The organism is Caproicibacterium lactatifermentans, from assembly GCF_013315815.1.
Classification (GTDB): domain Bacteria; phylum Bacillota; class Clostridia; order Oscillospirales; family Acutalibacteraceae; genus Caproicibacterium; species Caproicibacterium lactatifermentans.
Genome location: NZ_CP046051.1, coordinates 398,877 through 425,305, shown reverse-complemented (window position 1 = coordinate 425,305; position 26,429 = coordinate 398,877). Strand labels below are relative to the sequence as shown.

Below are 26,429 nucleotides of genomic sequence, written 5' to 3'. Positions count from 1 at the left end.
GTTGGTCATATTCCAATATGTAGATGCCACAGAGTATATAATCAGCGGCTTCCAGTCTTTATACATTCAAATTAGCACGTTGACATCTTTTTCCTACCTCCAGTTGAACTGGGGGTTATCATGCCTATTCGGCGACAAAAAAAGCAACTGATTTCTTATACGGAAATCAGTTGCTTGGTGGTTGCGGAGGCAGGATTTGAACCTACAACCTTCGGGTTATGAGCCCGACGAGCTACCGGGTTGCTCCACTCCGCGATATTCTGTTGAACGCATGCCGTTCTGAACGGCACTCATATATAATACCACGGTGTTTTAGAAAAGTCAACTGTTTTTTTGTTTTTTATTTGTAGGTAGGCCAATAACCGGTTTTGCGCCCTTCGGCAATACGGCATACGGTTTACAGGAGGGGCACTGCGGCGTATAATAGGGGCACCTGACAGGAGGCTTTTTTATGGCAAAGAAAAAAGACGAGAAGACCAATGTCATGCGAATTCTGGACAAGGCAAAGGTCACCTATACTGCCCACTTCTACGACCACTCGGACGGCAAAATTGACGGCGAAGCGGTCGCACGCAAGCTGGGACAGCCGCTGGCGCAGGTCTTTAAAACGCTGGTGACATGCGGTGCGGACAAAGCGTACTATGTGTTTGTGCTGCCCGTTGCCGAAGAACTGGACTTGAAAGCCGCCGCACGCAGTGTCGGCGCCAAAAGCGTGGAAATGATTCATGTGAAGGATATTAACAAAGTATCCGGCTACATTCGCGGCGGATGCAGCCCCATCGGCATGAAAAAACAGTTTATCACGGTATTTGACCAGAGTGCGCAGAACTTCCCCACCATTTACGTCAGCGGCGGAAAAATCGGCACACAGGTGGAGCTGCCCCTTGCGGACCTGCTGCGTCTGACCGGCGGCACCACCGCGGCCATCGCCGTTCCCGCACCGGAGGAGGACCGCCATGCGTGATAAGTTTACGCGGGTGCTGGACCTGCTGGTAGAACACTTCGCAGGCGGAAAAGCCGGACAGCCCAACCGCACAGGCTTTGTACGCACCGCTGTACTTTCCCTTGTGCTGGCTGCGGTACTGCTGGTCCTGCTCATTCTGGACGAAAGCAGCCGCCTGCACACCCGTTTCGGACTGGACATTCCGCTGCTGGTCATCACATTGGTTCTGACCGCGGGACTGCTGCTTTGTGCTGTGCGCAGCATTCAGTATCTGCGAAAAAATAAACAACAATAAAGAAGGTATTGGTTCCGCGCTGCCAAAGCGTCGGACCAGTACCTTCTTTCGTATTTATTTTGTTTCCAATGCGATATACCGAAAGAAACTTTCAGTCGTGGAACAGATACTGCCGCAGGCCATCCGGCGAACTTGCCAGCGGCACCTTACGCCCATCAGCGTGCAAATCCTCCGGACCACCGTAGCCATAGGCGGCACCGATAAAGGGCAGGCCCACTTTATCGGCACCAACGGCGTCAAAGTGCGTATCGCCCACCATGACCGTGCTGGTTCCGCTTTCGGCATGGCTCAGCGCCAAAGCATGACGGATAACCGTATCTTTGTCCGAATGCCGGTCGCTATTGTCCGCCGCACTCACGACATCAAAATACTGTTGAATATGGAAGCAGGGCAGCATTCGCTCCACCATATTTTGTGGCTTGGAAGAAGCCACGCACACGGTTGCGCCCGCCTGCTTCAGGTCCCGCAGCAGTTCCGGAATGCCGGGGTAGATGCTGGTCTTTTTCCAGCCGTCCACATTGTAATGACAGCGAAAATGCTGCACCGCCTGCAGCGCCTGTTCACGGTTCATGCCGCAGTAAGTCATGTACCCCTGTTCCGCCGGCGGACCGACAAAGCGCCGCAGTGTCGCCGTCGGCGGCACCGGGTACCCCATTTCTTGCAGCGCCAGCCGCACGCAGTCCATAATGCCTTCGCCTGTATCACAGATTGTCCCGTCGAAGTCGAACAAAACCGTTTGATAGCACAGCCGCAAATAAAATTCCTCCTGTCAGCCTCGTTTTTGGAAAGTGCAATTTCTGCTCTTATTATACCGGTCGAGCCGAAAAAGCGCAAGTACAGCCGTGGTTTTCTCTTTTCTACAAAAAACGGCGGCAATAGACAGCAGGTTTTCTTTCCTATCCATTGCAGAACGGACGCTTTCTGCGTAAAATAGAAAGAAAAACCAATAAAAAGATTTAGAATAGGCAGGAGACAATAAATAAAATGACTGATTATCAGCTTGTGGCAACGGACCTTGACGGCACACTAACCACTACTCAAAAACAGATAACGCCCCACACGCAGCAGGTCCTCCTGCGGTCACAGCAGATGGGTGCACGGCTGGCACTTGTTTCCGGCCGTCCAATAAACGGTATCGCATCGCTGGCAAAGCAGCTGCAGATGGACCGATTTGGGGGATGTATTATTTCCTTTAACGGTGCAAAAATTTCCTCCTGCAGCACCGGTGAAACGCTGTACGAGCGCTCTTTGCCGCAGAACGTCCTGCCGCAGCTGTGCGGATTAAATAAAAAGTACCGTTTGACTTCCATGATTTACAGCCCCGACACCATTATTACCGAAACGGGTAATAACCGATATGTGCTGTTCGATGGCCGCATTAACCATATGGCAATAGAGGAAGTGCCGGACCTGATGCAGCGCATTGATTTTCCAGTACATAAATTTCTGTTCGCGGGTGACCCGCCGTATCTGGAAAAACTGGAGCCTGACATACGCAGCCAGTTCCCTTCCTGCAGTATTTACCGCAGTGACCCCTATTATCTGGAGGTCATGCCCAGCAACGTGGACAAAGCGCAGGCACTTTCGGCGCTGCTGGGATGGCTGCATTTAACACGGCAGTCCCTTTTAGCCTGTGGTGACGGCTTTAACGATGTTTCCATGGTACGCTTTGCCGGCATGGGGGTAGCAATGGAGAACGCCCAGCCGGAGGTGAAAGCCGCAGCTAAATTTGTCACCCGCTCCAATGATGAGGATGGCGTCGCCTATGCGGTACAAAAATTCATTTTGCATGAAGTGTAAAAATTCGGTATTTTCTTTAAAACTCATTCGCTTTTCACTGTCTTTTCATCTATAATGGAAGAAAGACCTGTCTGTACTTTTTTCAGCCAGCAGAAACGCCAAAACGAAAGAAGGGCTGTTACTATGTTTGAACAGATTCTGCACGAATACCTGCAGGGACAAAGCTGCGAAGCATACCGCGTACTGGGAGCGCACTTTACCAGTGAGTATGGTCAGCAGGGTGTGCGCTTCACCGTATATGCCCCCCATGCCCAGAACGTGTTCCTCATCGGTGAGTTTTCCAACTGGAACGCCTGGCAGATGACGCGCTCCCCTATGGGTTTCTGGAGTATTTTTGTGGAGGGCGCACAGGAAAGCCAAATGTACAAATACCGCATTCAAACGCCGGATGGCCTATTTGACCGAGCCGACCCGTTCGGTTTTTACGCAGAAGTGCGTCCTGCTACCGCCAGCCGTATTTGTCAGCTGGAGGGCTTCACCTGGACGGACGAGCAGTGGATGGCACACCGCGGCAAAAACTACAACTCTCCCCTGTCCATTTATGAAGTTCACCCCGGTTCATGGCGTATTAAAGACGGCCAAAAAGGCATCGCACGCTTCTTTACTTATGACGAACTTATCGATACCCTTCTGCCATATGTAAAGCAGGAAGGTTTTACCCATATTGAGCTGCTTCCGCTAACAGAGCACCCGCTGGATGCCTCGTGGGGATACCAGGTTTCCGGCTACTACGCCGCCACCAGCCGCTACGGCACCCCAAAACAGCTGATGCACTTTGTGGACTGCTGCCATCGGGAAGGCATTGGCGTTATTATGGACTTTGTGCCGGCCCACTTCATTAGTGACAATTATGCACTGAGTAAATTTGACGGCTTCTATTTGTATGAAAGCGAGAACCCCGACCTGCGGGAAAGCGAGTGGGGAACCGTCTTTTTTGACTTCACCAAGCCACACGTTGTCAGCTTTTTAAAATCCGCCGTTGATTTCTGGCTGACCTGCTACCACTTTGACGGCATTCGCTATGATGCGGTTTCCCGCCTGCTGTATGTATGCGGGCAGGAAAACCGCGGCGTCAACGAGGCAGGTGTATGGTTCCTGCGCAATACCAACTATGCCATGCAGCAGCGCCACCCCGGCGCCATGCTGATTGCGGAAGATTCCACCAATTTTCTGAAGGTTACGGCGCCGGTCGAGTACGGTGGACTGGGCTTCGACTATAAATGGGACCTTGGCTGGATGAATGACGCACTGGATTATATGATGAAGCGGCCGGACGAGCGTCCCGGCTTTTCCCGAGAAATTACGTTTTCCATGAGCTATTTCTATAACGATATCTTCCTGCTGCCGCTGTCTCATGATGAAGTCGTTCACGGTAAGCGGACGATTATTGATAAAATTTACGGTTCCTATGATGAAAAATTTCCGCAGCTGCGCCTGTTCTGGCTGTATATGTTTACACACCCTGGCAAAAAGCTGAACTTTATGGGCAATGAACTGGCGGAATTTAAAGAATGGGACGAAAATGCCGGGTTGGGCTGGAACCTACTCTCCTATCCTAAGCACAGTGTCTTTCACCTCTTTGTCACAACCCTGCAGGACTTTTACCGTAACCACCCGGCACTGTACCAGAACGACTACCACCCGAAAGGCTTCCAGTGGATGGACCTTACCAATGTTGGCCGGTGTCTGTTCGCCTACTGCCGCGACAGTCTGGAGGAGCCGAACCATGAAAAGCTGTACATTGCGCTGAACTTTTCCGCACGTCCCGCCATTGGGTACTTTCTGCCGGTGCGGGAACATGGCACCTACACGGAAGCGTTCAACACAGATAAGACAGATTTTGGCGGTGACGGCCACCACAATCCAGCGGTTCTCTCATTCCGGCAGGGCGGCCATGAGGGCATCCGTGTGGACCTACCCGCTTACGCCGGAATTGTATTTAGCCGAAAAAAATAAAACAAAAAAAGCAGGCACCACACCGGATACGGAAATGGTATCCAGTGCAGTGCCTGTCTTTTTTATAAAATCAGCGCATAATCTGCTGCATTTGCTCCAGAGTAGGATAGGACAGAACCGCACCGTGATACCCACCATCTTTGCAATGTCGGTGATATTTATATTCTGCTCCTTATCATCGTATCTGTTTTGCGCTGCTGTCAGCAGCCGACCCCTGTTTCATCCGTTTCCGGTACTGTATGTGCAGCCCTTTGCTGCAAAATCTGCGGCAGCACATTGATGAGCGATCCCGCCAGCATCAGCACAATGCCCATCAGCATATTGGGGGTAATGGATTCGCCCAGAATCAGCACCGCAAAGACAGGCGCAATGGCCGGTTTCAGCATGAACACAATGGATGCTTCCGCCGCGGAAGTTTCCTCCATTGCCAAAAAGTAAAAGGCAAACCCGCCGCAGGTGATGCCGATAAAAACATACAGCACAATGGGAAAATTCTGCAGGGTATAGCCGCTCAGCATGGGGACAGCCGAAAAAGCACCCAGCCCGGCAGCTGTCAGTACCCCCGCCACGGCTGGAATGTGGGATACCGCAATCAGCAGCAGCATTTCCGCGCTGCCGAACAGAAATCCGCCGCAGGTAACCGCCAGTCCGCCGTAGTCCGCACATTTTTTCTTGCTGAGTGTGCTGTACAGCGCAAACAGCACCGCCGAAATCAGCGCAAACGCCACACCAGTTCTGTTCCCTTTCATATGCATGGGGTTCAGAATAATCAAAATGCCCAGCAGTTCCAGCACCATCGTGACTACTTGGTTTTTGTGCACAGTTTCGTGCAGCAGCACACCCGCCAGCATAATGACAAAAATGGGGTTGCTGGAGAACAGCACCGCCACCGCGGAAGCCTCCGCATTATGTACCGCCAGCTGATAAAAAGACATACTCAGCACCACATTTAAAAATCCAAGCACCGCCAGAAATTTATAGTCTGTACGGGCAATGGTGCAGCTGCGCTTTCGCAGCGCACGGTGTGCAAAGGGAATCAGCAGAATACCCGCCGCAAGGAACCGTGTGCAGGTAATCTGAATCGGGTTAAAGCTGCCAGCCAGTCCTTTCAGCGCCACTTCCATCGACGAAAAAAGCAGTGTTGCCAGCAAAATATAGATTGGGCCTTTCTTCATGATGACATCTCCTCAAACTATTAAAGTCCAGTTTACACTATACCATATTTCTTCACAAAAGACGCTTATTTACGGGAAAAATCCAATTTTCCCGTGGAATCTGCTCATATACAGCAAAACAGAGCAGCCCGGTCCGGCGGGAAGTCCCGCACGGGCACAGCTCTGCTCTGTTTTGCCGTACTCTTCAAGGAGGAAAATGTATAAAAAAGGCAGAATAAAGGCTTGGCCTTTTTGGCCTTTATTCGTTAAAGATCGATACCACTTCGCCATCCAAAATCCGGTTCATGTTTTTCACGGCACAGAAATTCCCGCACATGGTGCAGGTATCTTCTTTTTCCGGCTGGGAGGCGGCACGGTAGCGGCGGGCCTTCTCCGGGTCAATGGAGAGGGAGAAAATCTTTTCCCAGTCCAGTTCTCTGCGTGCCTGTCCCATGTCCCGGTCCCAGTCAGCGGCACCGGGAACACCCTTGGCAATGTCAGCGACATGGGCCGCAATGCGCGCGGCAATAATGCCCTCTTTTACATCCTGCAGGTCCGGCAGACGCAGGTGTTCGGCCGGCGTAACGTAGCACAGGAACGCGGCACCCTTCCACGCAGCAAGGGCACCGCCGATAGCGGAAGTGATGTGGTCATAGCCCGGCGCAATGTCGGTGACGATTGGTCCCAGCACATAAAACGGTGCACCATGGCACAGTGTCTTTTCAATCTCCATGTTGGCGGCAATCTGGTCCAGCGGCATATGTCCGGGGCCCTCAATCATGACCTGCACATTTTTTGCCCATGCGCGCTTGGTCAGTTCACCCAGTGTGATAAGCTCCTCTATCTGGGAAGCGTCCGTGCCATCCGCAAGACAGCCGGGACGGCACGCATCGCCCAAGCTGAGCGTCACATCGTACTGCTGACAAATGTCCAGCACTTCATCAAAATGCTCGTAAAACGGATTCTCCTTGCCTGTCATCATCATCCACGCAAAGATAATGGAACCACCGCGGGAAACAATATTCATCAGGCGCTTGTTGCGTTTAAACTTCTGGGCGGTTTCACGGTTAATGCCGCAGTGAATTGTCATAAAGTCCACGCCGTCCTGTGCGTGCATCCGCACAATATCCAGCCACTCCTCGGTGGTAATGTCCTTCAGTGCCTTATGATAATACACAACCGCGTCGTAAATAGGCACGGTACCAATTATCGCCGGGCACTGCTGGGTAAGCATACGACGGAACTTCTGTGTATCGCCGCAGGAGCTGAGGTCCATAATCGCTTCGGTGCCCATATCCACTGCACTTTTGACCTTTTCCAGTTCCATGTCGAGGTCCCTGCAGTCGCGGGAAGTACCAAGGTTGACATTAATTTTCGTTTTAAGCGCCGAACCTACACCGCTGGGTGAAAGGGAAGCATGATTCTTGTTGCAGGGAATCACTGCCTGACCGGCGGCAACCAGCTGCCGCACTTTTTCTGCCGGAATGTTTTCTTTTTGGGCAACTGTCCGCATAGCATTGGTGACCATGCCCTTCTTTGCGGCGTCCATCTGTGTTGTGTATTCCATTGATAAAAAGCCTTCCTTCTTTTTCATTCCGGGCAGCAAAAAGCGGAGAACGCCACACCGGGCATTCTCCGCGTAAAAGCAAGTATTTCCTTACTCCCTACGGTGGCATTGCCCACATCAGGTTAAAGGGTCGAAGTGTAAAACTTCCTCTCAGCTTGCTGTAGACAAGCTCCCCTGAATATTTGAGGCAAGTGTACCATATATTCGGTATTTTGTCAATATCCTGCCGGGGAAACGCCTAGAAACTGTTTTCATCTGACAAACGATATGGTAAGATAAGCAATACAGAACAAAAAATGAAGGAGGCTGCGAACCATGAATGCAAAGGAACGGCGCAGCGCAATCGTACATCTGCTGCAGGGGGCAGAAAAGCCGGTAAGTGCTTCTGCATTGGCGGAAACTTTTTCCGTCAGCCGACAGGTCATTGTGGGGGATATCGCCCTGCTGCGGGCCGGCGGTGCGGATATTTCCGCCACACCCCGCGGCTATACCACACGCCGTCCGGCGGAAGGACTGGTACGGCAGATTGCCTGCCGCCACGATACAGTCCAAACACAGGCGGAACTGCTAGCCATTGTGGACCAAGGCTGCACTGTGCTGGACGTCATTGTGGAACATCCCATTTACGGACAGCTGACCGGCCCGCTGCAGATTTCCTGCCGGTATGAGGTACAGCAGTTTATGCAGCGCTGTGCGCAGTCAGATGCACAGCTGCTTTCCAACCTGACGGACGGCATTCACCTGCACACGCTTGCCTGTCCGGATGAAGCCGCGTTTGAGCGGGTGCAGACCGCACTGCACCGCCTGCATATTTTACTGGACGAATAAATCCCAACAAAAATGGTTGACAAGGTACGCCTGGTTGTGTATGATTGTATTTATTGGTATCAAGACACATGTAAATCCATGTAAACGCATAAATATATATTTTTAAAGCAGGTGTTTTCTTGGAAAAAGTAAAAGCGTTCCTCAAACGAAAAGATATTGTCATCTCCGCTCAGCGCTACGGCGTAGACGCGCTGGGGGCCATGGCGCAGGGGCTGTTCTGCTCCCTGCTGATTGGCACCATTATTAGCACACTAGGCACACAGTTCCACATCGGCTTTCTCACTGCACCGGTAGCAACGGTCGCCGGCACATCCTACACGGTGGGCGGCCTTGCCTCCGCCATGAGTGGACCGGCTATGGCCGTTGCAATCGGTTATGCTCTGCATTGTCCGCCGCTGGTTCTGTTCTCCCTCATCGCAGTAGGCTTTGCTTCCAACGCACTGGGTGGAGCCGGCGGACCGCTGGCGGTGCTGTTCGTTGCTATTATCGCTTCGGAAGTCGGCAAGGCAATTTCGCATGAAACGAAAGTGGACATTCTTGTCACGCCGCTGGTGACAATCGGCGTGGGCGTGGTGCTGTCGTGGTGGTGGGCACCCGCACTGGGCGCGCTGGCCATGAAGATGGGCACGCTCATTATGTGGGCCACCAACCTGCAGCCGTTCCTGATGGGGATTGTCGTATCTGTACTGGTGGGCATTGCGCTGACGCTGCCCATTTCTTCGGCGGCCATTTGCGCGGCGCTGTCCCTCACCGGACTGGCTGGCGGTGCTGCTGTAGCAGGCTGCTGTGCCCAAATGGTCGGTTTTGCCGTGATGTCCTTCCGTGAAAACCGCTGGGGCGGGCTGGTTTCGCAGGGAATCGGCACCTCTATGCTGCAGATGGGCAACATTGTACGGAACCCGCGTATTTGGATTGCGCCCATTGTCACTTCGGCCATTACCGGACCGATTGCAACCTGTTTGTTCCATTTGCAGATGAACGGCACGCCGGTTTCTTCCGGCATGGGAACCTGTGGCTTTGTCGGACAGATTGGTGTTTACACCGGCTGGGTAAAGGATATCGCCGCAGGCACCAAAGCCGCCATTACCGACATGGACTGGGCTGGCCTGTTCCTCATCAGCTTTATCCTGCCCGCTGTGTTGTGCCCGCTTATCAATTACTTCTGCCGCAAAGCTGGCTGGGTGAAGGACGGCGACATGAAGTTAACCTGACAGAATACTTCTTATAGAATAAAGAAGCCGGACGTTCCGCGGAATTTTTCCCGCCCGAACGTCCGGCTTTTGATTGTTTTTTAGCCGCTGACCATTTTCGCCGAAAGGGCCTTCAGCTTTCGGCAGGCCGCCGTGATATCCGGGCTTCCAAAAACAGCAGACACAATGGACACACCGTCCACGCCGGTGCCCGCAAGCTGCATGAGGTTATTTTCCTTTATGCCGCCGATAGCCACCACCGGAATATGCACCGTTTGGCAGATGGCAATCAGCGTCTGCCGGCTGACCGGCGCGGCGTCCTCTTTGGTCGCGGTGGAAAACACCGCGCCGACGCCCAGATAATCAGCACCCGCCTGCTCGGCGCATACAGCCTCCTCAACGGTTCCGGCAGATACACCGAGAATCATACGTTCCCCCACCCGACGGCGGACTTCCTGTGCGGCCATGTCCTGTTGACCAACGTGAACACCGTCTGCGCCACAGCGCAGGGCAACTTCTACATTGTCATCTATCAGGAACGGCACACCGTACTGATGGCACAGCTTTTGAATTTGTACCGCTTCCTCATAAAAAGCCTCGGCTGGCAATTCCTTTTCCCGCAGCTGCAGGCAGGTAATGCCGCCCTTCAGCGCGTCCTCCACCTGCTGATACAGGGTTTCTTTTCCCACCCATGCACGGTCTGTAACCGCGTACAGAAGCATTGTTTTTTTATCGCACTTCATATTTGGCGCCGCCCTCCAGTGTTTTTCCGTCCAGGTTATACACTTCATCTATGATATAATTCCGGTAAGTCGCGTTGCCGTCACGGGCGGAAAGCCGGTTACGTGCCCGCTCGCCGCACAGCCCCATAGCTGCAATGGCAGCGGCGGCAGCCTCCAGCGGCGTTTCCGGATTGGCGGCAGCATAGGCGGCAGTCATTGCGCTGAGCATACAGCCGGTGCCAGTGACGCGGCTCATCATTGGATGACCGTTGCGGATAACATATGCCCGGTCCGCATCCGCCGCAATGTCTATGGCACCGGTCGCCGCCACAACACAGCCTGCCTTTGCCGCGAAAGCTTTAAGAAACGCCACCGCATGGTCCAAGTTTTCCTCGGTAACCGTATCGGCAATGTCCGCGTCCACGCCCTTTGTGGTGCCGCGCCCCAGCGCCAGCGTCTTAATTTCGGAAACGTTGCCGCGGATAATGGCAAACCGCACTTCCTGCAGAAGCCGCAGGGCCGTTTCGGTGCGAATGCGGGACGCACCGGCGGCAACGGGGTCCAGCACAACCGGATGACCGCATTGATTTGACTTTTTGCCGGCGGCGAACATTGCCCGGCGGGTGTCCTCGTTCAGGGTGCCGATATTGATATTGAGCCCGCCGCAGATGGCAGTGATTTCCTCCACCTCTGAAGCATCATCGGACATGATGGGCGAGCCACCGCAGGCCAGCACGGTATTGGCACAGTCATTAACGGTAACATAATTCGTAATATTGTGTACCAGCGGTGCTTTGGTACGCACGTTCTCAAGCATTTCTCCAAACATACGGAATTCCTCCTGTTTTTGATAAGATGTCCGCAGGAACAGAAAAAGCGGAGGAACCCAAAATGGGCTCCTCCGCCAGAAAATCCGACTCGTTTCCTGCGTTGGCATTGTCCACATCAGGTTCTAGGGTCGAAGCGGCAGCGCTTCCTCTCAGCCTGGCGGTCCAAGCTCCCCTGCAGGCAGATTTCTTCTGCCGTACTTTTATTATAACGGCCTGTCCGCCTCTTTGCAAGTCAGTCCTTTTTCATCTTTTTGGCTTGACGAAAGATTATGTAAATCTTATAATAGATAGAATGATACTATCAGTAAAGAAGGATGATATATGGATAAACACGCTCGTATTCGGACCCGTATTCTCGCAGTTGCGCTGGCTGCCGCCTGTGTAACCGCTTTCACACCCGTGCCGTCCTACGCTGTGGGCGACGTGGACACTATGAAAAGCGAACAGGCGCAGTATGCTGCCCAACAGCAGAAAAACGACAGTGAACTTGCTTCCCTTCGCAGTGACAAAAGCCAAAAAGAAGCCTACGGTGCTGCTTTGCAGTCCCAGCTGGAAACCATTGAGGAGCAGATTAACAGCTGCTCTAACCAGATGACTGACCTCGACCTGCAAATGCAGCAGGCGCAGGACACCATCTCCGCCAAACAGAAGCAGATAGACGCTGATACTCGGAAACTGAAGCAGCGCCTGTGTGCCCTGTACATGACCGGCGGTGCAGGCAACCTGCAAATTCTGCTTTCCGCATCGGACACTTCTGACCTTTCGGACAAGGCCGAAGCTATTTCCGTGGTAACACAGCATGATACCACACTCATTAACCGGCTGAAATCCGAAAAGGAAGCGGTCAAACAGGCAAAGGACACCATTTCCACCAAGCGCCAGCAGGCAGCCAAAGTAAAGGAAAGCTATAGCGGCAAACAGCAGCAGCTTTCCAGTACATTGAGTGAAACAAACCAGTTTCTGAAAGACATCGGTCAACAGGAAGTGGACCTGCAGGACCAAAACGCTTCTCTGGACGTAAAGGCGGCCAAGCTTTCCGCCTCTATCGCTTCATGGCAGCAGACACAGCAGGCAGCAGCCAGCTCCACCGACAACACTGCCGGCAAGAGTGCGGACAGCCCGTCCAGCGGCTCCGCTTCCAGTTCCTCCTCTGCTGCCAGCAGTTCTACAGCAGACAGTACAAGCCCCGCCGCCAGCAGTGCCACGCACAGCAGTGCCAGCCGCCAGTCCAGCAATTATTCTTCCCGCGGTCGCTCTTCTGTTGCCAGCAGTACATCGTCTGCCAGCCATTCCTCCTCTTCGTCCTCGTCTTCTTTTTCCAACCTGATTGGCGAAGCGGAAAAGCACCTCGGCACGCCTTATGTAATGGGCGGCTACAGTCCGAGCGGCTTTGACTGCAGCGGCTTTGTTTGCTGGGTATTTAGCCACTGCGGCTACAATCTGTCCCGCACCACGGCACAGGGCATTTATGACCAGTGCCAGAAAATCTCCGTTTCCGAAGCACGGCCGGGCGACATTGTGTTCTTCACCGGCACCTACAGCTGCGGTGAGACCATTACCCATGTGGGTATTTACACCGGCAGCGGAACGATGATTCACGCTGGCAGCCCCGTTCAGTATTCCAGTATTGATACCTCTTACTGGCGGCAGCACTTCTATGCTTTCGGTCGTCTGTAAACCGTACATAATAGTAGTACCAAAACGGCAGGACATCAAATATGTCCCGCCGCTTTTTTGTCTATTTTCTCCAGCCGCCGTAAGATAGAAGAAGATGCCCCTTACAAGGCAGGAACCGCCGCGGGCTCCTGTGCTGTAAGGGACATTTTTAGTATGGAAACGCGCTGCCAATGGCGGTGATACTCTCCGCAAGGTCTTGACGGCAGCGGCTGCTGCGTGGGTCCAAACTGTTCACGGTTACGCAGCTGTCCCCTTTGTGGCCGGTGGCATGGACGATTTTCCCACTGCCGAGATACATGGCAACATGGCCGGGAAAATACAGCAAGTCCGCCGGCCGTATCTCCTCCTCGGGAATTTCGTGTACCGGAAAGCCCTCCTTTATCTCCGCATCACGCCAAATGGTAATGCCGTTCAGCTGGAACGCCATCTGCACAAGACCGGAGCAGTCAATGCCAAACGGGCTTTTGCCGCCCCACCGATACTGTGTGCCAAGGTAGGAAAGCGCCGATGCCGTTACGCAGGCACGCAGGTCTGCCTCCGGTACGCCGGCCGTTTCCGGCAGCGCAGCAAGGAAGCAAGCGGGCAGCCATCCGGTAATTCCTTCCGGCAGGCAGACCTGCTGCCAGCCGTCCCGTTCATCTGTATCGGTCAGGCCTACTACACAGCCGCGTACCAGCGTGCGCACGCACATTCCCTGCACCCGCGGCCGAGACAGCACATCTGCCGCGGCCTGTACGACAACACGTTTCGGGGCATCATCCCAAATACTGCGACTGTTCAGCGCACGCATATCTCCCTTTGCTGCCCATCCGCGGTAGCCATAAGAAGTTTCCACCCGATACCATTCTCCGCGCCGTTCCAACACACGTGCGGCAGTTCCACACAGCGCCTGGTCCACACGCTCCATATCATCTGGACTGCGAAACAAGTCGGTCACGCCGCGCAGGAAAATACTATTTATACCATTCATACTGCCGCCCCTTTCAAATAATCCACCAACATACGGAACAAGCGTCCCAAAAGCTGCTGATTTTCTCGATTAGAGGAACCGTCCGTTGCAAACAGGCCAAAAAAGTAGGTGTGGCCGTTCAGAAACAGCAGGCCTGTGTCGTGGTCCAGGCCCCGCAGTTCTCCGGTTTTGTGGGCAGCCTGCAGCGGCTCCCAAATATACCGAAACGCCACTGTTTTGTCCTGCTGACGGGAAAGCAGGGAAAGCGCATAGCTGCACAGCTGCGGCGTTAAAATGGTCTTCTGTGCCAGTGCCCGATAGGTACACAGCATATCGCGCGGGCTGGTGTAGTTGTTGCGGCCCTGCCGCACGGCGTTGTGGTCCAGCATTTTTCGCTGCAGTGAGGTATCTGTCAGGTGCAGCACCTCGCTGCTGTAGCGGTTGACGGCATCCATACCGACCAGCCGAATCATCAGATTCGTTGCGGTATTATCGCTGATACAAACCATCCAGTACAAAAGCTCTTCCAAAGAGGCCGCCGCAACCGGACGGTCAAAAGCGGTGCTGTCCGGCAAAATGTCTGCCGGCGCGATGGATACCATGTCCTGCAGGTTCCGTTTGCCCTGCCGCACTTCGTCCAGCACCGTCAGCAAAATCTGTGTTTTAATGGTGCTGGCCGAAACCAACCGCCGCTGCTCCCCAAAAGCAAGCAGTGGCTGGCGCCCGGCAATGTCCTGTACCAGCACCGAAACATTTGCCGCCGCATCTTCTATGAGTGCTGCGGTTTTTTTCTGTAAAGTCTCCAGCTGCATAAAAATTGAGCTCCTTCCCTATGTGCAGCCCCACGGTTGGCAGGGCTTTTCTCCTACTGTTTTACCGCATTTTTCGCATTCTGTCCACTGCCGCAGCACAGCAAAAGGGCCTGCCGGCCGGTGCAGGTGCGCGCGGCAGCAGGTCCTTTCGCTTATTGTATAAAGTAAAACTGGAATAGCCTTCAGCTGACTTTTGCTCCGTCACATAGGTCAATGTCCTGGAATGCGGTGCGTGTGAGGCCGGTGAACTTACCAGATGTAACATAGCACTGTGCCTTAAAGTACAGCGGGTAAATAGGGCAGTCGTCCATCATCAGCTTTTCGGCCTGAATGAGGATATTCTGCCGTTTGGCGGCGTCCGCCTCCGCAGTAGCCTGCTGGATTAAGGTATCATACTGCTTACTGCTGTATTTGCCGTTATTGTTGCCGTTTGTGGTCACCAGTGTATCCAGATAGGTCATGGGGTCGTTGTAGTCCGGGAACCAGTTGGTCAGCACCATGTCGAAATCACCGGCGCTCATGGCAGCGAAACGGGACTTAGAGGGCATAGGCTTCAGCTCAACGGTAATGCCGAGGGCGTCGCTCCACTGCTGCTGCAGGTAAGCTGTTATTTTCTGTGCTTTACTGTCATCACTGGAAACAAGTGGAATCTTCAGGTCGTTCTTGGAAAGGCCGGTTTCTTTCAGGCCATCCTCAAACAGTGCTTTGGCCTTTGCCTTGTCATAGCCGGCTATGACTGTGCCGCGGGCTTTGTCGTAGCTGCCGTTTGCACCGGCAATGGCGGTAGGCACCACGCCGGTAGCCGCTGTGGAACCATCCTTCAGCACATTGGTGCACATTTTGGCGGTATCCAGTGCCATGCCGAGGGCCTTGCGAATTTTAGCATTGTTCAAACCAAGCTTGGTACGCTTGACATTGTACTCCAGATAAACGGTACCGCCGTCCGAGTAGGTGTGGACCGGCTCGCCCTCTGCCTTCATTGCGGCCATCTGGTCGCCGTTAACAGTTACTTCATCCACGCTGCCCGCCTTAAAGGCGTTCATCATGGCGTTCTCATCTTTCAGCATGGTCAGTTTTACATTGGGAATGGTCGTTTTGGCAGCGTCCCAGTAATCGTTGTTTTTCACCAGTGTCACATGGTCGTCATGTGTCCACTCTGTCATTTTGTAGGGACCGTTCGTCAATAGCGTCTGGGGGCTTTTGCCATACTTGTCCGCATTGCTGCCGGTAATCTGCTTATATCCCTTTTCGTTAATGGGCAGGTAGGCAAAGAAAGAGGTAAGGCTCAGCGCGTAAGGAATTGGGTTTTTAAACTCTACTTTCAGCGTATAGTCGTCCAGTGCCTTCACACCGACCTTATCTGCAGTGATTTTTTTATCGTAATATTCCTGCCCACCAGCAATGTTGTCCGTCAAAATATAGGCATATTGGGCACCGGTAGAAGCCGTCATAGCCGTTAACCATGAAAAGACGAAATCTTTTGCCTTCACAGGTTCGCCGTTGGACCACTTCGCGTCTTTGCGCAGGTGGAAAGTATAGGTCTTTTTGTCGGCGCTGATATCCCAGCTTTTGGCAATGTCCGGCTGAGGTGTATCGTTTGCGTCCTGCTTTGTCAGGCCGGATACGGTTAAACGCAGTACATCGCCGGAAACTTGGTCGGTTGTCAGCATGCTGTTCAGTTCCGGCGGCTCGTTAGGCACATTAATCGTCACTGAATTGGCTGCGGAAGTGCCCGGATACCGTGTACTGGCGGCGGAAGCCGCTGCGCTGCCTGCGCTGCTGCCGCAGCCCGCCATGGAGCCGGCCATAACAGCCGCCAGCAAAAAAGCCGCTGCACGAAACAGACGTTTTTTCCACGCAGGCGTACTGCTGCCTGAAATCCTCTTTTTCATCTTTAGTCCCCCTTGTACACTCATTTGTACCCGCTTTCTGCGGCAGCCCGTGCGGCTTCCGGAAACGGGGAATTCCCTAAAAAACAAAAAGGCAGTAAAACACGAAACCGGTAAGAGCTTCATCATCTACTGTCTGATTATAGTAACTTTTTTTGTGCTTTGTCAATGCTTTCTTGCAGTTTTTTGAATCATTTCGTCAAAATATAGCAAAATTTCTCTTTCCATGAATCATCGTATGCCGAAAAATGCAGAAACAGGACAACGGTAAAAAAAACGAAAAATACTTATTTTTCAGTGTTCTGCGCACCGATACGTTCCGCAAGGTCGTTGAGGTATAGCCAGCGGTCATTTTTTTCGTCCAGCTGCTGTTTCAGGTCCTCTAATTCCTGTGTAAGCGGCACCAGCCGCGTGTAGTCGCTGGCGGCAGCCTCCACTTCCTTTTCTTTGGCATGAACCTTGCCTTCCAGTGCGACAACCTCATCATCTATCGTTTTTAGTTCGTGCTGTTCACTAAAGGACATTTTCAGCTGCTGCGGTTTGTCCGCGGCGCGCGGCTTTGGCTTCCCGGCAGGCTGATGCTCCTTTTTCTCCGTCGGCGGTGCGGGACGCTTTTCCAGATAGTCCGAAAAGCTACCGTTGTAACAGGTAATGTCACCGCCGTCCGCGACCTCAAAAATGCTGCCCGCAACCTTGTCCAAAAAATACCGGTCATGGGATACGGCAATGACCGCACCGGCAAAAGAAGTGAGGTAATTTTCCAGAATGGTCAGTGTTGCAATATCAAGGTCATTGGTCGGTTCATCCAGAAGTAAAATGTTTGGTGCGGAAACCAAAATGCCCAGCAGGTACAGCCGGCGGCGTTCCCCGCCGCTCAGCCTGCCGATTGGCGTATACTGCAGGTCAGATGTAAATAGGAAGCGTTCCAGCATCTGTGCGGCCGAAAACGTGCCCTCGGCGGTTTTCACTTCACCGGCAATCTCACTGATATAGTCGTAAACCAGCTGACTGCTGTCCATTTCCTTGCCCTCCTGCGTGAAGTAGCCAATCTTCACGGTAGAACCGATGTCTACTTTGCCCGTATCCGGCTGCAGCCTGCCCGCAATGAGGTTCATCAGTGTGGATTTTCCCGCGCCGTTCCGGCCGACAATGCCGATGCGGTCACTGCGTTTGACATTGTATGAAAAATGGCTGACCACGCAGCTTCCATCAAACGACTTGGACACGTCGGAAAGTTCAATGAGCTTTTTGCCCAGCCGGCTGGACATGGTGACCATCTGTACCTGCCCGTCTGTAACCGGTGCTGCCTGCTCCCTCACAGCATTGTATTTCTCTATTCGGCCGCGGCTTTTAGTTCCCCTGGCACGGGCACCGCGCATAATCCACTGATATTCCCGCCGCAGAAATGCCTGCCGCTTTCGCTCGCCGGCCTGCTCCATGTCCTGCCGTTCCATCCGCATCTGCAGGTATTTGGAGTAATTTGCTTCATAGGTATAAAGTTTGCCATGGGAAAGTTCGGTGATATGGTTGACCACACGCTCCAAAAAATAGCGGTCATGCGTGACCATAATCAGCCCGCCGGTAAAACGGGCCAGCCGGTCCTCCAGCCACATAACCATTTCGCTGTCCAAATGGTTGGTCGGTTCGTCCAGAATCAAGATATCCGCTGGGCAGCTCAGCGTGGCCGCCAGCGCCACACGCTTTTTCTGTCCGCCGGAAAGCGTGCCGATTTTCGTGGAGCAGTCATTCATGCCAAGTTTCGTTAAAATGGCCTTCACTTCGTATTCGTTTACTTCCGGAAATGATGGTGACACCTGTGCCATGGCCTGCTGCAGCACAGTCCGGCTGTCATCCATTTCCGGATTCTGAGGCAGGAAAGAAATACAGGCACCGCGCTGTACCGTGACGATACCGGAATCCGGTGTTTCCGTGCCCGCCAAAATCTTCAGCAGGGTGCTTTTCCCTGTGCCGTTAATTCCGATAATGCCAATTTTATCTTTCTCATTCAAATAGCAGGAGGCGTCCTGCAGCAGTTGTTTGGTTCCATAGTTTTTTGAAATATGTTCAGCAGATAATAACATTCCATTGCTCCTTGCCGCACTAAAGTCCGAAACGGGCGCAGTCGTTTTCGCGCTCTTTGTCATTATACCATATTCTTTGCCGCCTGCATAAAAAAGCGGCGCGCCGCTTGGCACGGTGCGCCCTATTCTTGCATTTCTTTATTTCTTTTTTGTATTATCGAAAGCCGGGTTAAGGGCGTAAAAGTTTTTACTGTCCAAGTGGTCCGTAATGATGCGCAGCGCCTCGCCGAAACGCTGATAATGCACCACTTCGCGCTGACGCAGGAATTTAATGGGGTCACGCACGTCGGGGTCCTCCGCAAAGCGCAGGATGTTGTCATAAGTTGTGCGTGCCTTCTGCTCAGCGGCAAGGTCCTCGTGCAGGTCCGTGATGGGGTCGCCGGCAACGTCTATGGTCATGGCACTGAACGGCATACCGTTTGCGTCTGCCGGAAAAATTCCGGTCGTATGGTTGATGAAATAGTCCTGAAAGCCGCCCTCTTTAATCTGTTCCGGCGTCAGGTTCCGTGTCAGCTGATACACAATGGTGCTAACCATTTCCAAGTGCGCCAGCTCCTCAGTTCCGACATCCGTAAGGATTGCTTTCAGTTCCGGATACGGCATGACATAACGCTGCGAAATATACCTTAAAGACGCGCCAAGTTCGCCGTGAGGTCCACCATACTTTAAATTGCGATAATATAGTACTGTTCATTTTAATCTACTTGTAATTCCCTGATACATCTTCTTAAGTGCCGCCGCTTGCGGGAGTGGCAGAAGACATCAATACTGACGGTCAGCCGTGCGCCGCACCCCATGGTTGCAGGTACATTGTGCTTGCCGCAGTATGTTTCAGTTTTGGGGTATAAAAACAGCGTACCGCCGAAGCGATACGTTGCCTAATTATTCTGCTTCCTGTGCGTCAGCTTTTGTTTTTTGAACCGTGCCCCACGGATGATGAGGAGGTGCATAAATCGTATACATTTTCAGTGGGACATCTCCGGTATTTATTACATTGTGCCATGTTTTTGCTGGTACCAATATCACATATCCAGGGCATACCTGTTTTTGGAAGGTTAAATTATCCTTTTTGCTTCCCATCTTTACAATTCCCCGGCCTTGCTCAATCCTAAGGAACTGGTCTGTATCGGGATGTATTTCCAGACCTATATCTTCACCCACCCTGATGCTCATTAAAGTCATCTGCAGATAGTCCCCTGTCCATAATGCCGTACGATAATTATTATTTCTCCTTGTCATTGCTTCAATGTCAACTACAAACGGCTCCGGTCCATAATCTTGTAAGAGCATACGATTACAGTTGCCCTGACGTGGACACCTATTATTCATACTTTTTTGCTCCCTTCATATTCTGGTATACTATTATATATATGAAAGGCGTTTCAAGAAAGTGTTTCATTGAAGGGATACGAAAAGACAGCCTTTCAAGACTGTCTGCCTTTGGAGAGATATTCCGGTCACGAACCAGTGGGCACGTCCTGTTGGACTGCCGTACCCCACGTTGGGCGGTGCAGCCTGCTCACGCGCTGCGCCTTCATTCGTATCTTTGTGCAAACCAAACAATGCCGAAGTATTATCCATTTATTTCATTAACAAGTTTGCCAAAAATATATGATTGTAGCCTTGTATAAATTCTGATATGATAGACGTATTCCGAAAGGAAATAGCAAACTTGAAAAGGAGGCTTCTGCTATGACATGTCAGGAATTGCTCCAGCTGCTCCAGCAGATGATGAGCAACTGCGGTTGCTGCAACGGTTGTAAATAAGTAACATCGCCTACATCTAGCTCCGTCCCTTTTGGGACGGAGCCGTTTTTTATTTCCCCCATTTCGGCAATATGTACTTTTCAAACTCTGCCGTTTCGCGTCCGAAAGCGGGACAGCCCATTCATTTTCTTCTGATTCTCTGGTGCTGCCATTTGAAATTCAGCCCTTAAATTGTTTTTTGATTGGTAAAACCATCATTTATGCTCCCCTCACTTTGTGTTAATCTCCGTTTTGATTGAATAAAATAATAAAAATCCAAAACAGGAGGAATGACTCATGAATTCTTTTAACGCATGCGCATGTATGAAAACGTGCAAAATAAATCGTACTCTTACATATGACAATACAACCATGCTTACGTTTACCATTTCCTATCCGAAAATATACTTACAGAACAATGAGCCTGTGCAAGTCAGCATCAATGCTCAAATTCAAAAGCAGGTGAATACATTTTATCAGCATGCATCCGGTGAACTGTACCAGCAGGCCATTGCTTACTATAAGGACACATTGGAGCAGGGATTTCCTTTTCACCCATATGACGCAGTTCTCAAATATGAAACGACTTACAATCAGAACTGCTATCTCAGCGTATACCGCGAGCAGTACGAGTATACCGGCGGTGCTCATGGAAGCACCGTCCGGTCATCCGACACTTGGAACCTTTCTAACGGAAAAAACGTTCCGCTTTCCTGCCTGTTCCCAGCCGGTCAGGATTATTGTGCATTGCTGACAGAGCAGATTATAAAGCAGGCTGATAAACAATATCAACAAAATCCCGGTATTTATTTTGAAAATTACCGGGAGCTGATTGTAAAGAATTTCAACAAAGAGAGCTATTATCTCACCTGCTGCGGCGTTGCAATCTACTATCAGCAATATGACATTGCACCTTACTCTACAGGGATTGTTGTGTTCATCATTCCATACGCGGTAGTTGGATGGTATCCGCAATGTTTTCATTCTATGGAATAGACTCTGCACCGCTTCTCCGCTCTGCCGTGGATAACTTCACCATACTGTAAAACTGATATTCAAGCCCGAAAATCTCTCCAAAACTTTTCCATGATGCCTGGCACCTTTTCGGCCGCTGGTCTATCCCCTTTTCGGTAAGTCAACGTTAGGTGAAAATCACCTGATCCGAAGTTTGTATTTAACAGGCGCCGCAGCTTTGTTTCCTTCCGGTCCCGCTTCGTAGGCAAAGACCTCTCGGCGGAAATTTCATAGTAGGTCCGTAAGCTTATAGGTTCCCGGGGCAATTACACTGTCATTTGTGGATATGTAATCCGACATCTGCTCCGACGCGCGCCGCATCATGGCCGCTTTGGCCTTCTTTTGCTCCGCCTCCGGCATCACCTGCCGGCATGATATCTCATGCACCACCCATTGCTTTGTTTTTGGGTCCTTTGTCAGTTCCACAACCCGTTCGGTCATCAGCTGCGGCTGACCGTTGTGCGTTTTGTCGATAAAGGACGAGCGGAGCGTCCAGCGTTCTGCCTTGCGTGCCATGCGTATCACCTCTTTTTATGCTATGCTGTCTGGCCGCTTTCCGTACCCGCTGAGTCAGGCGGGCTGCTTGTCGGACTGCGGGTTTTCATTGTCCAGCATTTATCAAAGATTTCATTATTTCCTATATATCACTTGATGAAAAAAGCAAAAAAATAATCCGCGACTTTTAACAAGTCTCGGACACAAAAAAGACGAATAACTATTTGCCTGTAAGCTCTTTTACGGCGCTGTACAATTCTAACAGCAATGGCACATCATCCATCTCTTCGATGGCTTCCATGATAAGTTTTTGCAGGCGTTTTTTCGTTCATGGTTTCGCTCCAGTTTTCCGCACTGGCTTATGTTCGATCCCGGCCTTATCTGGTCGGGATTTTTTGTACCGAATTTTTAAATATCCAATTCAATATGAGGTTTAATATAATTTGGTATCATATAAATATCAAAGAACGGAAGCGCTTTCCGCTGTGGAGCGTATCATTGACAAATGGAAAGCTTGCCGAACTGGCAGGTGTTAAACAATCGAATGCAGCACGCATCGAAAACGGCCCCAGCGTGCCTACTTTGACGACCATGCAAAAAATATTAGAGCCGCTGGGGGGTGCCGACTCATGATTGCAAAGAGGTGATACCATGCAGACGGCAGCAGCCTATATCCGCGTCAGCACTGACAACCAGCTGGAGTACAGCCCCGAAAGTCAGCTGGAGCTGATACAAAAATACGCAAAAGAACATGACATGATTTTGCCGGAAGAATATATTTTCCGCGAAGCAGAAGGTATCAGCGGCCGTAAAGCCGAAAGACGGCCGGAGTTTCAGCGAATGATTGCCACGGCCCGTTCCCCGGAAAGTGATATTGATGTTATATTGGTCTGGAAGTTCAGCCGGTTTGCGCGCAACCAAGAAGAGAGTATCGTCTATAAATCCCTGCTCAAACGGGAAAAGGGTATCTCGGTTGTCAGCATCTCGGAGCCGATTGCTGATGGCGAATTCGGCAACCTGATTGAGCGCATCATTGAGTGGATGGACGGCTACTATTCTGTCCGTTTGGCTGGGGAAGTCAAACGCGGCATGACCAAAGCGTTTGAAACTGGACACCCGGTGTCCATCGCGCCCATCGGCTACCTGATGCAAGACGGCCAACTGGTGCCAGACCCGGACACCGCGCCGCTTGTTCGGATGATTTTTAGTGATTTTTCAGCGGGGGTACCTGTTAAAAAAATCGCCATAAAAATCAATGCCATGGGCATCCGCACTCGGCGCGGAAACTTGTGGGAAAACCGCACCGTGGATTATATCTTGCGTAATCCTGTATACATTGGAAAAATCCGCTGGAATCCTGACCACATAACGAACATGAACTACGACGACCCGTCCGTCAAAATTGTTGACGGCAGGCATGAGGCAATTATTGATTTACAAACGTGGGACGCTGCGCAGAAAAAAATTGCAGAAAACAAGGTGCTCCATGGCAAATATGTACACCATATCACCCCGTCGCTGCACAGCCCATTGCAGGGCCTTGTGAAGTGCAGCAACTGCGGCTCTACATTATCTTTTACGCATGGAGGATTTCAGTGCTGTGCCTTTGCTCACGGTCAGTGCACAGAGTCGCATTATATTTCCCTCAGCAAAATCGAGGCAATCACGTATTATGTCATCCAAAAAGACCTGTCCTCCGGCAGCGTATCTCTCATATACCGCACACACCCAGAACGCACCAAAAGCTCGATTTCTATTCTCCAGCAGCAGCTGAACCGTGAACGGCAAAAGCTGGGCCGCGTAAAGGATGCTTATGCCTCTGGAGTGGATACGCTGGATGAATACAAGCAAAATAAAATGCGCATCAACAAACAAATTGCAAAGCTGGAAAGCGAGCTCAAACGTCCCACTCCAGCAATAGATATGCAGGCATACTGCAAAAAGAATCTATCCAAGCTGGCACGTATTCAATCGCCGGATGTGCCGATGGCTGAAAAATCAAAGCTTATGCGGTCGTTTGTCGACCATGCTGTTTTCGACCGCATAAGCTGCAGTGTTGAGGTATTTTACTTCGCCTGATTTTTGTTTGCTCTAGATTATCACATTTTAATGTATAGCCCACCATATTGTGCCAGCACAATCTTCGCCATACGCGGGTCTGGATTTTTAATGTGAATAGGATACTGCAGCCGTTTTTCATAGTTCCACATCAGTTATCCGCCTCCTCTTTTTGTGTAAGCTCCCACGGCCATGGCTCCTGCACCCACGCCCAGCGGCTGGCGGTGGCGTCGCTTTGGTTCAGCGGCCCGTAGGCATCCTCATACTGTTTTATCAGGTCGGCAGCCATCTTCCGGCGTTCCTGCAAACTTTTCACAGCCTCACAGTTGTCGGGGTGGGTATCAAGAAAAATTTTCAGTTCCCACATGGCAAACCGGCAGGCATCTATCCTGCGCATTAGGCGCTGCTGTTCTGTCATTTCGCGGCACCCCCCATAAAGGGTTTGTTCAGATCCCGGAATAGAGTACCGGACTGGTACCCCTCCTCCGGCTGATATAGGTTCTCAAATTTTTGTACGGGTATATATGCCATGGCCAGTGCCGGGTCCTTTGGAATAGGCGGCAGCGGCTGGACCGCGCATTTTTGCCCAGTTAAAGGTTCTTCCATGTTAAAAAGCACTCCTTTCTGGGGAAAGCCCCCGCTTATTCTATGCAGCGGCGGTCCCCACGGTCCTTCCCTGCTGCAAGGCAGCAAAAAATCTGCCGTATGCCTTTTGGAAAACAGCGGATTTTTTCAGGGGACCCTATAATGGAGAGATACATTCAAACATCTTATCATCTATACCAAAGCATATATACAAAGATTAGGCCGCAATCCGAATCTTGCAGTGACGGACAGCCTGCTGACCAGGCAATGTCGTGTAAACGCCGGTTTCTTCGCCGACTTTACCAATTGCGCGAACTTTGACGTAATACACATCATGGCCGTTTTCCACACGCTTCATGCAACCTTCTGTACGGAGGACACTGCCGTTTCCGGTTGTGATGTTCGGCTGTGTACCGCGTGGGGCAATGACCTCAAAGCGATAGGTATATGTACTGTTTTTCCGAATAGAAAAGTCCATCGTGGTATCCGATTTAACCGAGATGGTAGAAACTGTACAGGTGTCGGAACCGGTCGCTGTCTTGGCAGTGATTTCAGCACTGCCATTGCCCACGGAATGAACAACACCGTTTTCCACAGTGACAGCGCTCGGGTTGCTGGAAGTCCACGCAATCGCTTCGGTTACCTGGGAGCCATTGCTGTTTTTCGTTGCCTTCAGAGTGGTGGTTGCACCGGGCTGCAGGTAAACGGAATCCTCTGTCAGGGAAATGCCGTTTGGCGATATGACATTGATAGAAAAAGTAGTTGTGACACCGCGCACATTGACTGTGATGTTTTGGGTACCGGTGCGTCTGGTGTTCAGTCCACTGCACATACAGTCATCCAGCGGCAGATAAGTTGTGGTGCTGCCATACTGCAAACGCAGGACAGTTCCAATGTCAAACAGGCGGCGGCCGGCCAAAATTTCTTTGGGTGGATTCTCAACCGACAGCCCTGTTGGGCGGGAGCTGGCGGTTGTGAATAGCTGTGACCAAGAAGTAACGGAATTCTTTGTGTATTCGCCCATACCGATAAATGCATAGTTGGCATTCAGGATATTGGCGCGGTGACCGGTACTTTCCATCCATGCCTGCACAACTGAGCCGGCATCTGTAAAGCGCTGTGCAAGGTTTTCGCCCACGCTGTACGCGGAAATACCATACTGTTTAAAAATAGTGAAGCAGGAGGTGCCGTTTGGACGTACGTGGGAGAACTGAGTATCGGATTCCTGTGCACGGGTTTGGGCCGCTGCGTTCAGCTTGGTGTAAGCAGACAAGGGGTCTTCTTGGCCTTCATTGTGGCGGACGCGGTTTATCAGCTGCAGTTCCTTCCATGTATCTGTGGTAAAACCCTGCGGAAGTTTTATGCAGCTGGACGATGTCGCATTTCCTTTTGTGGCATTTATGGAATCTGCCGCGAAGGTAGGCAAGGTAACAGTGCACAAAATGCCCGCTGACAACACTACTGCCACGAGTCTTTTCCATTTCTTTGCATTCATATTATCAGCTTCCTTTACAAAAAATTTTGTGCTTTTTTAATTTACGTTTACATCATACAATACATTTTTCTATATTGCAAATATTTTTTGAAATATAATTCATATTTTTCTGATAAAATTGAAAATATTTGTGTAAGTTGTTGCAATCTAATCCAATCTGTATATGTGCTATAGAACTCTGTTTATAAAAATATAACCTATACGGGCCTCCTGTTTGGCTGTCTATATTTTATGTGTTGTCGGTTAAATTTGCGACATAAAAGTGTTGATAATTCACTCTCTTGCTGTATAGCACTGATGTTTACCTTTTTGTTTGTATATTTTGACGTCTCTTCTTGTTATC

Annotated in this window: 25 protein-coding genes, 1 tRNA gene, 1 pseudogene and 2 riboswitches; of the genes and pseudogenes, 10 read left to right on the top strand and 17 right to left on the bottom strand. The window is 51.3% G+C overall.

Features of this window, described 5'->3' with window-relative positions:
- Positions 1 to 178: 178 nt before the first annotated feature.
- Positions 179 to 255: transfer RNA gene (locus GJQ69_RS02070), tRNA-Met, on the bottom strand.
- Positions 256 to 451: 196 nt separating this feature from the next.
- On the opposite strand from GJQ69_RS02070, the gene ybaK reads away from it, so the two are divergent.
- Positions 452 to 964: a Cys-tRNA(Pro) deacylase gene (gene ybaK / locus GJQ69_RS02065; protein ID WP_236849714.1), complete on the top strand. Its 513-nt coding sequence runs from the start codon at positions 452 to 454 to the stop codon at positions 962 to 964.
- Complete coding sequence (locus tag GJQ69_RS02060) at positions 957 to 1,238, top strand: hypothetical protein (RefSeq protein WP_086036463.1); 282 nt, start codon at positions 957 to 959, stop codon at positions 1,236 to 1,238. Before ybaK ends, GJQ69_RS02060 begins: the two co-directional genes overlap by 8 nt.
- Before the next feature lie 91 nt (positions 1,239 to 1,329).
- Here the strand turns inward: GJQ69_RS02060 and GJQ69_RS02055 are convergent, their stop codons facing one another.
- A complete protein-coding gene (locus GJQ69_RS02055; protein WP_086036464.1) occupies positions 1,330 to 1,992 on the bottom strand; it encodes an HAD hydrolase-like protein in 663 nt (220 codons plus the stop codon).
- Between the two features lie 230 nt (positions 1,993 to 2,222).
- Between GJQ69_RS02055 and GJQ69_RS02050 the strand changes: the two genes are divergently transcribed.
- Together GJQ69_RS02050 and glgB are read left to right on the top strand one after the other, a co-directional pair.
- A complete protein-coding gene (locus GJQ69_RS02050; RefSeq protein WP_086036465.1) occupies positions 2,223 to 3,038 on the top strand; it encodes a Cof-type HAD-IIB family hydrolase in 816 nt (271 codons plus the stop codon).
- Between the two features lie 123 nt (positions 3,039 to 3,161).
- Positions 3,162 to 4,994, top strand: coding sequence for a 1,4-alpha-glucan branching protein GlgB (glgB, locus tag GJQ69_RS02045; RefSeq protein ID WP_157658984.1), 1,833 nt, complete (start codon positions 3,162 to 3,164; stop codon positions 4,992 to 4,994).
- 200 nt (positions 4,995 to 5,194) lie between these two features.
- Here the strand turns inward: glgB and GJQ69_RS02040 are convergent, their stop codons facing one another.
- Both GJQ69_RS02040 and thiC read right to left on the bottom strand, forming a co-directional pair.
- Entirely contained in the window at positions 5,195 to 6,169 is a 975-nt protein-coding gene (locus tag GJQ69_RS02040) for a DMT family transporter (RefSeq protein WP_174192814.1), read from the bottom strand.
- Between the two features lie 238 nt (positions 6,170 to 6,407).
- Positions 6,408 to 7,715, bottom strand: a complete 1,308-nt coding sequence (gene thiC / locus GJQ69_RS02035; protein WP_086036468.1) for a phosphomethylpyrimidine synthase ThiC — start codon at positions 7,713 to 7,715, stop codon at positions 6,408 to 6,410.
- A 77-nt stretch (positions 7,716 to 7,792) separates the two neighbouring features.
- A riboswitch (TPP riboswitch) is annotated at positions 7,793 to 7,901 on the bottom strand.
- A gap of 129 nt (positions 7,902 to 8,030) precedes the next feature.
- Here thiC and GJQ69_RS02030 point away from each other — a divergent pair.
- Positions 8,031 to 8,543, top strand: coding sequence for a transcription repressor NadR (locus GJQ69_RS02030; protein WP_086036469.1), 513 nt, complete (start codon positions 8,031 to 8,033; stop codon positions 8,541 to 8,543).
- A gap of 119 nt (positions 8,544 to 8,662) precedes the next feature.
- Complete coding sequence (locus tag GJQ69_RS02025) at positions 8,663 to 9,754, top strand: PTS sugar transporter subunit IIC (RefSeq protein ID WP_086036470.1); 1,092 nt, start codon at positions 8,663 to 8,665, stop codon at positions 9,752 to 9,754.
- Between the two features lie 80 nt (positions 9,755 to 9,834).
- Here GJQ69_RS02025 and thiE read toward each other — a convergent pair whose 3' ends face one another.
- Positions 9,835 to 10,476 (bottom strand): thiamine phosphate synthase, encoded by a 642-nt coding sequence (gene thiE / locus GJQ69_RS02020; protein ID WP_086036471.1) that lies wholly within the window; start codon positions 10,474 to 10,476, stop codon positions 9,835 to 9,837.
- Positions 10,463 to 11,284 carry a hydroxyethylthiazole kinase gene (gene thiM, locus GJQ69_RS02015; RefSeq protein ID WP_174192812.1) on the bottom strand — a complete coding sequence of 274 codons (822 nt, stop codon included), beginning with the start codon at positions 11,282 to 11,284 and terminating at the stop codon, positions 10,463 to 10,465. The genes thiE and thiM overlap by 14 nt, the downstream gene beginning before the upstream one ends.
- A gap of 76 nt (positions 11,285 to 11,360) precedes the next feature.
- Positions 11,361 to 11,469: riboswitch (TPP riboswitch) on the bottom strand.
- 137 nt (positions 11,470 to 11,606) lie between these two features.
- On the opposite strand from thiM, the gene GJQ69_RS09895 reads away from it, so the two are divergent.
- Complete coding sequence (locus GJQ69_RS09895) at positions 11,607 to 12,962, top strand: C40 family peptidase (protein WP_086036473.1); 1,356 nt, start codon at positions 11,607 to 11,609, stop codon at positions 12,960 to 12,962.
- A 148-nt stretch (positions 12,963 to 13,110) separates the two neighbouring features.
- On the opposite strand, the gene GJQ69_RS02005 is transcribed toward GJQ69_RS09895, so the two are convergent.
- The 6 genes and pseudogenes from GJQ69_RS02005 to GJQ69_RS01980 all read right to left on the bottom strand — a co-directional run bounded on the left by GJQ69_RS02005 (position 13,111) and on the right by GJQ69_RS01980 (position 20,022).
- Positions 13,111 to 13,932, bottom strand: coding sequence for a C40 family peptidase (locus GJQ69_RS02005; protein ID WP_086036474.1), 822 nt, complete (start codon positions 13,930 to 13,932; stop codon positions 13,111 to 13,113).
- Positions 13,929 to 14,723, bottom strand: coding sequence for a serine hydrolase (locus GJQ69_RS02000; protein ID WP_086036475.1), 795 nt, complete (start codon positions 14,721 to 14,723; stop codon positions 13,929 to 13,931). The genes GJQ69_RS02005 and GJQ69_RS02000 overlap by 4 nt, the downstream gene beginning before the upstream one ends.
- Positions 14,724 to 14,905: 182 nt before the next feature.
- Positions 14,906 to 16,615, bottom strand: a complete 1,710-nt coding sequence (locus GJQ69_RS01995; protein WP_174192810.1) for a peptide ABC transporter substrate-binding protein — start codon at positions 16,613 to 16,615, stop codon at positions 14,906 to 14,908.
- 284 nt (positions 16,616 to 16,899) lie between these two features.
- On the bottom strand, positions 16,900 to 18,693 hold the full coding sequence (locus GJQ69_RS01990) for an ABC-F family ATP-binding cassette domain-containing protein (RefSeq protein WP_174192808.1): 1,794 nt from the start codon (positions 18,691 to 18,693) through the stop codon (positions 16,900 to 16,902).
- Between the two features lie 138 nt (positions 18,694 to 18,831).
- A pseudogene (locus tag GJQ69_RS01985) lies at positions 18,832 to 19,359 on the bottom strand (manganese catalase family protein); the annotation flags it as partial.
- Positions 19,360 to 19,575: 216 nt separating this feature from the next.
- Positions 19,576 to 20,022, bottom strand: a complete 447-nt coding sequence (locus GJQ69_RS01980) for a cupin domain-containing protein (protein ID WP_236849713.1) — start codon at positions 20,020 to 20,022, stop codon at positions 19,576 to 19,578.
- A 714-nt stretch (positions 20,023 to 20,736) separates the two neighbouring features.
- On the opposite strand from GJQ69_RS01980, the gene GJQ69_RS01975 reads away from it, so the two are divergent.
- The gene (locus tag GJQ69_RS01975) at positions 20,737 to 21,435 is read left to right on the top strand and encodes a DUF3298 and DUF4163 domain-containing protein (RefSeq protein WP_086036479.1); all 699 of its coding nucleotides are present in this window, start codon (positions 20,737 to 20,739) and stop codon (positions 21,433 to 21,435) included.
- A 246-nt stretch (positions 21,436 to 21,681) separates the two neighbouring features.
- Here GJQ69_RS01975 and GJQ69_RS01970 read toward each other — a convergent pair whose 3' ends face one another.
- Positions 21,682 to 21,969 (bottom strand): hypothetical protein, encoded by a 288-nt coding sequence (locus GJQ69_RS01970; protein WP_086036480.1) that lies wholly within the window; start codon positions 21,967 to 21,969, stop codon positions 21,682 to 21,684.
- 309 nt (positions 21,970 to 22,278) lie between these two features.
- On the opposite strand from GJQ69_RS01970, the gene GJQ69_RS01965 reads away from it, so the two are divergent.
- Together GJQ69_RS01965 and GJQ69_RS01960 are read left to right on the top strand one after the other, a co-directional pair.
- Positions 22,279 to 22,581 (top strand): helix-turn-helix domain-containing protein, encoded by a 303-nt coding sequence (locus GJQ69_RS01965; protein ID WP_086036481.1) that lies wholly within the window; start codon positions 22,279 to 22,281, stop codon positions 22,579 to 22,581.
- Positions 22,582 to 22,599: 18 nt separating this feature from the next.
- Positions 22,600 to 24,027, top strand: a complete 1,428-nt coding sequence (locus GJQ69_RS01960; protein ID WP_086036482.1) for a recombinase family protein — start codon at positions 22,600 to 22,602, stop codon at positions 24,025 to 24,027.
- Between the two features lie 20 nt (positions 24,028 to 24,047).
- Here the strand turns inward: GJQ69_RS01960 and GJQ69_RS01955 are convergent, their stop codons facing one another.
- From GJQ69_RS01955 to GJQ69_RS01940, 4 genes are all read right to left on the bottom strand, one after another.
- On the bottom strand, positions 24,048 to 24,158 hold the full coding sequence (locus tag GJQ69_RS01955) for a manganese catalase family protein (protein ID WP_157658986.1): 111 nt from the start codon (positions 24,156 to 24,158) through the stop codon (positions 24,048 to 24,050).
- Positions 24,158 to 24,424, bottom strand: a complete 267-nt coding sequence (locus GJQ69_RS01950; protein ID WP_086036483.1) for a spore coat protein CotJB — start codon at positions 24,422 to 24,424, stop codon at positions 24,158 to 24,160. The genes GJQ69_RS01955 and GJQ69_RS01950 overlap by 1 nt, the downstream gene beginning before the upstream one ends.
- Positions 24,421 to 24,612, bottom strand: coding sequence for a spore coat associated protein CotJA (locus tag GJQ69_RS01945; RefSeq protein WP_086036484.1), 192 nt, complete (start codon positions 24,610 to 24,612; stop codon positions 24,421 to 24,423). Before GJQ69_RS01945 ends, GJQ69_RS01950 begins: the two co-directional genes overlap by 4 nt.
- A 196-nt stretch (positions 24,613 to 24,808) precedes the next feature.
- On the bottom strand, positions 24,809 to 26,086 hold the full coding sequence (locus tag GJQ69_RS01940; RefSeq protein WP_086036485.1) for a CAP domain-containing protein: 1,278 nt from the start codon (positions 26,084 to 26,086) through the stop codon (positions 24,809 to 24,811).
- Between the last annotated feature and the right edge of the window lie 343 nt (positions 26,087 to 26,429).